This is a genomic window from Aeromonas sp. S2(2024), assembly GCF_041402505.1.
Taxonomy (GTDB): domain Bacteria; phylum Pseudomonadota; class Gammaproteobacteria; order Enterobacterales; family Aeromonadaceae; genus Aeromonas; species Aeromonas media.
Genome location: NZ_JBGLRL010000034.1, coordinates 22,072 through 28,214, shown reverse-complemented (window position 1 = coordinate 28,214; position 6,143 = coordinate 22,072). Strand labels below are relative to the sequence as shown.

Annotated in this window: 6 protein-coding genes; 4 read left to right on the top strand and 2 right to left on the bottom strand. The window is 51.0% G+C overall.

Translation table 11 applies throughout. The features are described from left to right. Positions 1–385 precede the first annotated feature (385 nt). The 3 genes from ACB039_RS20255 to ACB039_RS20245 are packed head-to-tail and all read left to right on the top strand — an operon-like array spanning position 386 to position 1,791. Positions 386–850 (top strand): hypothetical protein, encoded by a 465-nt coding sequence (locus ACB039_RS20255; protein ID WP_371166314.1) that lies wholly within the window; start codon positions 386–388, stop codon positions 848–850. A gap of 10 nt (positions 851–860) precedes the next feature. Beyond that, positions 861–1,442: a hypothetical protein gene (locus tag ACB039_RS20250; RefSeq protein ID WP_164673720.1), complete on the top strand. Its 582-nt coding sequence runs from the start codon at positions 861–863 to the stop codon at positions 1,440–1,442. Next, the gene (locus tag ACB039_RS20245; protein WP_371166313.1) at positions 1,420–1,791 is read left to right on the top strand and encodes an ASCH domain-containing protein; all 372 of its coding nucleotides are present in this window, start codon (positions 1,420–1,422) and stop codon (positions 1,789–1,791) included. Before ACB039_RS20250 ends, ACB039_RS20245 begins: the two co-directional genes overlap by 23 nt. 31 nt (positions 1,792–1,822) lie before the next feature. On the opposite strand, the gene ACB039_RS20240 is transcribed toward ACB039_RS20245, so the two are convergent. Together ACB039_RS20240 and uvrD are read right to left on the bottom strand one after the other, a co-directional pair. Next, on the bottom strand, positions 1,823–2,335 hold the full coding sequence (locus ACB039_RS20240; protein ID WP_371166312.1) for an ATP-binding protein: 513 nt from the start codon (positions 2,333–2,335) through the stop codon (positions 1,823–1,825). 201 nt (positions 2,336–2,536) lie between these two features. Continuing rightward, complete coding sequence (gene uvrD / locus ACB039_RS20235; protein ID WP_371166311.1) at positions 2,537–4,708, bottom strand: DNA helicase II; 2,172 nt, start codon at positions 4,706–4,708, stop codon at positions 2,537–2,539. Between the two features lie 409 nt (positions 4,709–5,117). Here uvrD and ACB039_RS20230 point away from each other — a divergent pair, with 409 nt between their 5' ends. Continuing rightward, positions 5,118–6,116: a BMP family protein gene (locus ACB039_RS20230; protein WP_371166310.1), complete on the top strand. Its 999-nt coding sequence runs from the start codon at positions 5,118–5,120 to the stop codon at positions 6,114–6,116. Positions 6,117–6,143 lie beyond the last annotated feature (27 nt).

Here is a 6,143-nt window from a genome sequence, read left to right as displayed (position 1 = left end):
GAGTTTGAATTCAGCAGTAAATGAGCGACGTAATCTTGTCATTGAACACCTCAAGTCATGGTGGCGACTGTACCACCTAAAATGGTGTCCGGGATGATTAGACCACTACATGGGTGTCCCAAATTTCTGCCGAAGGAAGTGCGCACTAAAGTAGCGTAAACAGGACACCGGTTTGAGGGCGGTGTCAGGCGATAACTAGATCTGTACACTCATGGTGACCAAGATTGCCCCTTTTGCGAGTATGCCCACACATCCAGTATGAAAAAGTCTTCACAATGGTGTTCCTGTTGAATCTTTCATGTCATCACCAGTATGATTTTTCTAAGCGTCAAGATTTTAATCGTTCGTCTTCAACTTTTTTATAAGAAACACTATGAGGATTTGAATGGCAATCGTTTATAAGAAATTTAGAGATATCAATTTAAACGACCGTTTTTTCGATTCTCTCAAAGAAGATTACCCTCCATTTGCTGGTTGGTTCGAAAAGAAGCATAACGAGTCAGCGTATGTTTCTTACAATCAAATGGGAGTTATAGATGGTTTTCTATATCTTAAGATCGAAGATGAAGAGCTCAGTGATATGACACCAAGGTTTCCACGAGCCCGTCGATTAAAAATGGGGACATTTAAGGTCGATGCTCACGGGACAAAGCTCGGTGAGCGTTTTATGTCTAAAACATTTTTCTACGCGATCGAAAATAATCTCAATGAAATTTACGTAACTGTCTTTGATAAACATCAAGGATTAATATCACTCTTAACACGGCCACAGTTCAACTTTGTTGAGCGATCTCGTAAAAATCAAGAAACACCAAATGGTTATGAAGGTGTTTACTTTAGAAATCTATGAGGAAATAATGATGAGTATACCCACCTACCCTCTTATTAAGTTAGCAAGTAGAAATTTTTTGTTAGCCATCCACCCTAATTTTCATACTCGTCTTTTCCCTGATTCTATCTTAAATAATGAAGATCCAACCATCATTGAGGATGTTTCTCATACAAATAGTATTCATAAAGTTTATTTGACCTCCATGAGAGGAACTGAAAGGCTAAGTGTAGGTGATAATTTACTTATATATAGGACGTCAGATCATTTAGGACCAGCACGGTTTAGATCTGTTGCTACGTCTGTTTGTGTCGTTGAAGAATGCCTCAATATCAATAATTTTGCTACACTTGATGATTTCAAACGCTATTGTGCTCCTTATAGTGTCTTTACAGATAAAGAGCTAAATGAGTTTTACTCTCGTAAAAATTATCCAACTATTATCAAGTTTACCTATAACTTTCCTCTAAATCGGCGAGTAATAAGACAAGAATTATTGGACATTACAGGTTACAATGAAGATAGCTATTGGGGGTTCATGCCTCTAAGTGATAATGATTTCAGGGCGATCCTTAATGCTGGAGGGGTTAATGCGAGTCTTATTGTCAATTAAACCAGAGTTCGCCGAGTTAATTCTCGATGGCGAGAAGAAATTTGAATTCAGGAAGCGTATCTTTAAGGACAAAAGCGTCAGTAAAGTAATTATTTATGCGACAAAACCGGTTGGTCGAGTGATCGGTGAGTTTGATATAGGTGAAATCTTGTCATCTAAACCAAATGAGCTGTGGGATACGACTAAAAAACATGCTGGTATTTCGAGAGACTTTTTTGAGTCATATTTTTCAGATAAGAATATAGGGTTTGCTATCGCAGTAAAAAACCCTAGGAGATATGAGGAGCCAATGCTTCTTGGTGATTTTCTCCCTGGAGCTATCCCTCCACAATCATATCGCTATGTCTAGTAAAAGGCGCATGAATGCGCCTTTTACAATTTCATTCAGAAGATATTGCATTAAAGAACATTTCATATGATGGAGCATGCAATAATGTTATCGGGATTTTGAGTGTTTCAGCGATATGATAAGCATGCTCATGCTCCAGTTTACTGAATGTGGTTACATCAAATGTGATCTCATGAACACCTCTAGCACTGAATCTTTCTTTGATTACTTCTGGAGTGTTTTCTATTAAAATTATTCTGTCCAGCGCCATTTTACGAAAAACATCTTCATCTATCTTAGTAAAGCCTTCCGATTCATCGATCAAAACAAAATGACCGTCCAGCAATAGATCATTTCCTTCAGATTTAATTTCATTCAGTGCACGTATCAAAATTTTTTGATTGTCTACAAGACTAGTTACCTTTTTATCTATCCCCCATGAAGAACCTTTGTATTCTCTTATTAACTCACTAGCACTTCTATGAAGACATTCAGTCTCGGATGCATATTTACTACATAAATAACTTTTTCCGACAGCGTGAATACCTGCAACAAAACAGATCATCTATATACCCCCTTGTGTGCCTTACGCTGCAAACCATTATCTATATCACTAAGTAATGCGGAGTCATACAGAATAAATGACGGGTGAATAAAATTTACTGTTAACAAGAAATTTTATAGCATCATTAAAACTGTCGCTATGAACGCTAGATAAAACCAACCCGGCCTAAGCCGGGTTGGTTATTTCAAAAGGCGTAAGAGATCAGAGCGCTTCCAATCGGGCATACGCCGTCACCAGCCACTTGGCGCCGACCTCGTCGAACTGGATCTGCACCCGGCTCTGCTGGCCGACCCCTTCGAAGTTGAGCACTATGCCTTCCCCGAATTTCGGATGGAGCACCCGCTGGCCGAGCTTGATGCCGCTGGCGTCAAAGCTCTGCTGCACCTCGTTCTGGCTAAAGCGGCCGTACTGGGTGGGGCGGCTGACCTGGGTGCGCAGCCGGATCTCTTCCAGACACTCGGCGGGCATCTCGCGGATAAAGCGGCTCGGCTTGTGGAACATCTCGCGGCCGTAGATGCGGCGGCTCTCCGCATAACAGATGTAGAGCTTCTCCATGGCGCGGGTCATGCCCACGTAGCAGAGGCGCCGCTCCTCCTCCAGGCGGCCCGACTCCTCGGTGGATTGCTGGCTGGGGAACATGCCCTCTTCCACGCCGACCAGCAGCACCAGGGGATATTCCAGCCCCTTGGCGCTGTGCAGTGTCATCAGCTGCACCGCATCGGCATATTCGTCGGCCTGATTCTCGCCGGACTCCAGCGCCGCGTGGGCGAGGAAGGCGGAGAGATCGCTCATGTCTTCCAGTTCGTCCGGACGCTGGTACTGGCGGCAGGCGGTCACCAGTTCGTCCAGGTTCTCCACCCGAGCCTGGGATTTCTCGCCCTTCTCCGCCAGATACATGGCCTTGAGGCCGGAATTCTGGATGGCGATATCCGCCTGCTGGTGCAGGGGCAGCATGCCGACCTGCTCCTCCAGCGCATCGATAAGATCCACGAAGCCGCGCACCGCATTGCCGGCGCGACCGGTCAGCACCTTGTCGTTAAGCAAGGTCTTGGCCGACTGCCACAGGTTCTGGCCCTGATCCCGGGCATTGTTGCGCAGTATCTCCAGGGTGCGCTCGCCGATGCCGCGGGTCGGGGTGTTGACCACCCGCTCGAAGCTGGCGTCATCGCCTCTGTTGTTGATAAGGCGCAGGTAGGCCATGGCGTCTTTGATTTCTTGCCGCTCGAAGAAGCGCAGGCCGCCATAGATGCGATAGGGCATGGCGTCCTGCATCAGCGCCTCTTCCAGCACCCGTGACTGGGCGTTGGAGCGATAGAGGATGGCGCAGTCGGCGAGCAAACCGCCTTTCTCTTTCCAATCCTTGAGACGGCCGACCACAAAGCGGGCCTCGTCCACCTCGTTGAAGGCGGCGTAGAGGGAGATGGGATCGCCCTCGGCGCCCTCGGTCCATAGCTCCTTGCCGAGGCGCTCCGAGTTGTTGGCGATGACGCTGTTGGCGGCTTTCAGGATATTGGCGGTGGAGCGGTAGTTCTGCTCCAGGCGTATGGTCTGCGCCCCCTCATAGTCGGTCAGGAAGCGCTGGATGTTCTCTATCTTGGCGCCGCGCCAGCCGTAGATGGACTGGTCATCGTCGCCAACTATCATCACCCGGCCTGTGTCGCCAGCCAGCATCCGCAGCCAGGCGTACTGGATGCCGTTGGTATCCTGGAACTCGTCCACCAGTATGTTCTGGAAGCGGTCACGGTAGTGCTCGAGGATGTGGGGCTTGTTCAGCCACAGCTCGTGGGCGCGCAGCAGGAGTTCTGCAAAGTCCACCAGACCGGAGCGATCGCAGGTCTCCTGATAGGTCTTGTAGATCTGCTGATAGGTGCGGGTGACGGGGTCGCCGTAGAGATCGATGTCGCCGGGGCGCAGCCCTTCGTCTTTCTTGCCGTTGATGTAGCCCATCACGGCGCGGGGGGCCCAATGCTTCTCGTCGAGGTTGAGCGCCTTGAGCACCCGGCGGATCAGACGGTACTGGTCGTCGGAGTCGAGGATCTGGAAATCCTGGGGCAAGCCCGCATCCAGATGGTGGGCCCGCAGCAGCCGGTGGGCGATGCCGTGGAAGGTGCCTATCCACATGCCGCGCACGCCGTCACCTATCACTTTCTCGACCCGGCCGCGCATCTCGGCCGCCGCCTTGTTGGTAAAGGTCACGGCGATGATGGAGAAGGGTGAGCAACGCTCCACCTGCATCAGCCAGGCGATACGGTGCACCAGCACCCGTGTCTTGCCCGAGCCGGCGCCCGCCAGCACCAGCAGATTGCTGCGAGGGGCCGCCACCGCGTCTCTTTGCTTGTCGTTGAGCCCGTCGAGCAGGGTTGAAACGTCCATCACCACTCCTGTTTATTTATACAGGCGGGGATTATACGGCCTGAGGCGTCAGAGACCAAGTCGAGGTGCGGCACCGGTTCTCCCCTGCCGACAGAAGCGCTCTGGCCGCTGGATTTGGTGCCGATAGAAACCACTTTTTTCATCGAAAGAGGAAAACGCTTGCGCATAACCTCATGAATAGAAACACAAATGTCGTTTGACGCCTATTAATCACAGCATTTAACTCTGCAAACAAACCTAAAAACAAACACTTATAAAGCAATTTGCTTATATTTCAAACCGTTAACGCAAACGTTTTTCCTCTATGATCCCCTTGACCCACAGGCTGGCTCACTTACAGTTAGCCAGCGTGCTTTATGACCTGCCAAGACAGGTTGTGGACCCTCACATAACAATCAAGGATACGATCGTGACTAAAGTGCTCAAGCTGGCCACCGTGGCCGCCCTCACCCTCGCTGCCCTTTCTGCCCAGGCAGCCTCCGAGCCCGCCGTCATCTATGACACTGCTGGCAAATTCGACAAGTCCTTCAACGAAGCCGTGTTCCGCAATGGCGTCGAAGTCTACAACAAGGACAAAGGCGTCAAGGTCAAGGAGTTCGAGCCCCAGAACGAAGCCCAGCGTGAGCAGGGTCTGCGCCGTCTGGCCAGCCGTGGCAACAGCCCCATCGTCGCCGTCGGCTTCAACATGGGTTCCGCGGTAGAGAAAGTCGCCACCGAGTTCCCGAAAACCCAGTTCACCATCATCGACATGGTGGTCGACAAGCCGAACGTCCAGTCCCTCATCTTCAAGGAGCATGAAGGCTCCTTCCTGGTGGGTGCCCTGGCAGCCATCGCCTCCAAGAGCGGCAAGGTCGGCTTCGTGGGCGGCATGGACATCCCGCTGATCCGCAAGTTCCAGTGCGGCTATGAGCAGGGCGCCAAGTACATCAATCCGAAGATCGACGTGTACCAGAACATGACCGGCTCCACCCCGGCGGCCTTTGCTGACCCGGCCAAGGGTGCCGAGCTCGCCAAGTCCCAGTTCGCCAAGGGCGCCGACGTTGTCTATGCCGCCGCCGGCGGTACCGGTATCGGTGTCTATCAGGCTGCTAAGGACGAAGGCAAGCTGGCCATCGGCGTGGATTCCAACCAGAACCACCTGCAACCTGGCACCATGCTGACCTCCATGGTCAAGGATGTTGGCCTGGCCGCGTACAAGTCCTGGGATGAGGCAGCCAAGGGCAGCTGGAAGCCGGGCATCCAGACCCTGGGTCTGGCCGAAGGCGGGGTGGATTGGGCACTCGACAAAGACAACGAGAAGCTGATCACCCCGGAGATGAAAGCCAAGGTTGACGCCATCAAGGCCGACATCATCGCCGGCAAGATCAAGGTGCACGACTACATGAGCGACAACTCCTGTAAGTACTGATACTGCGAGTACTGAGTCTCTGCTACG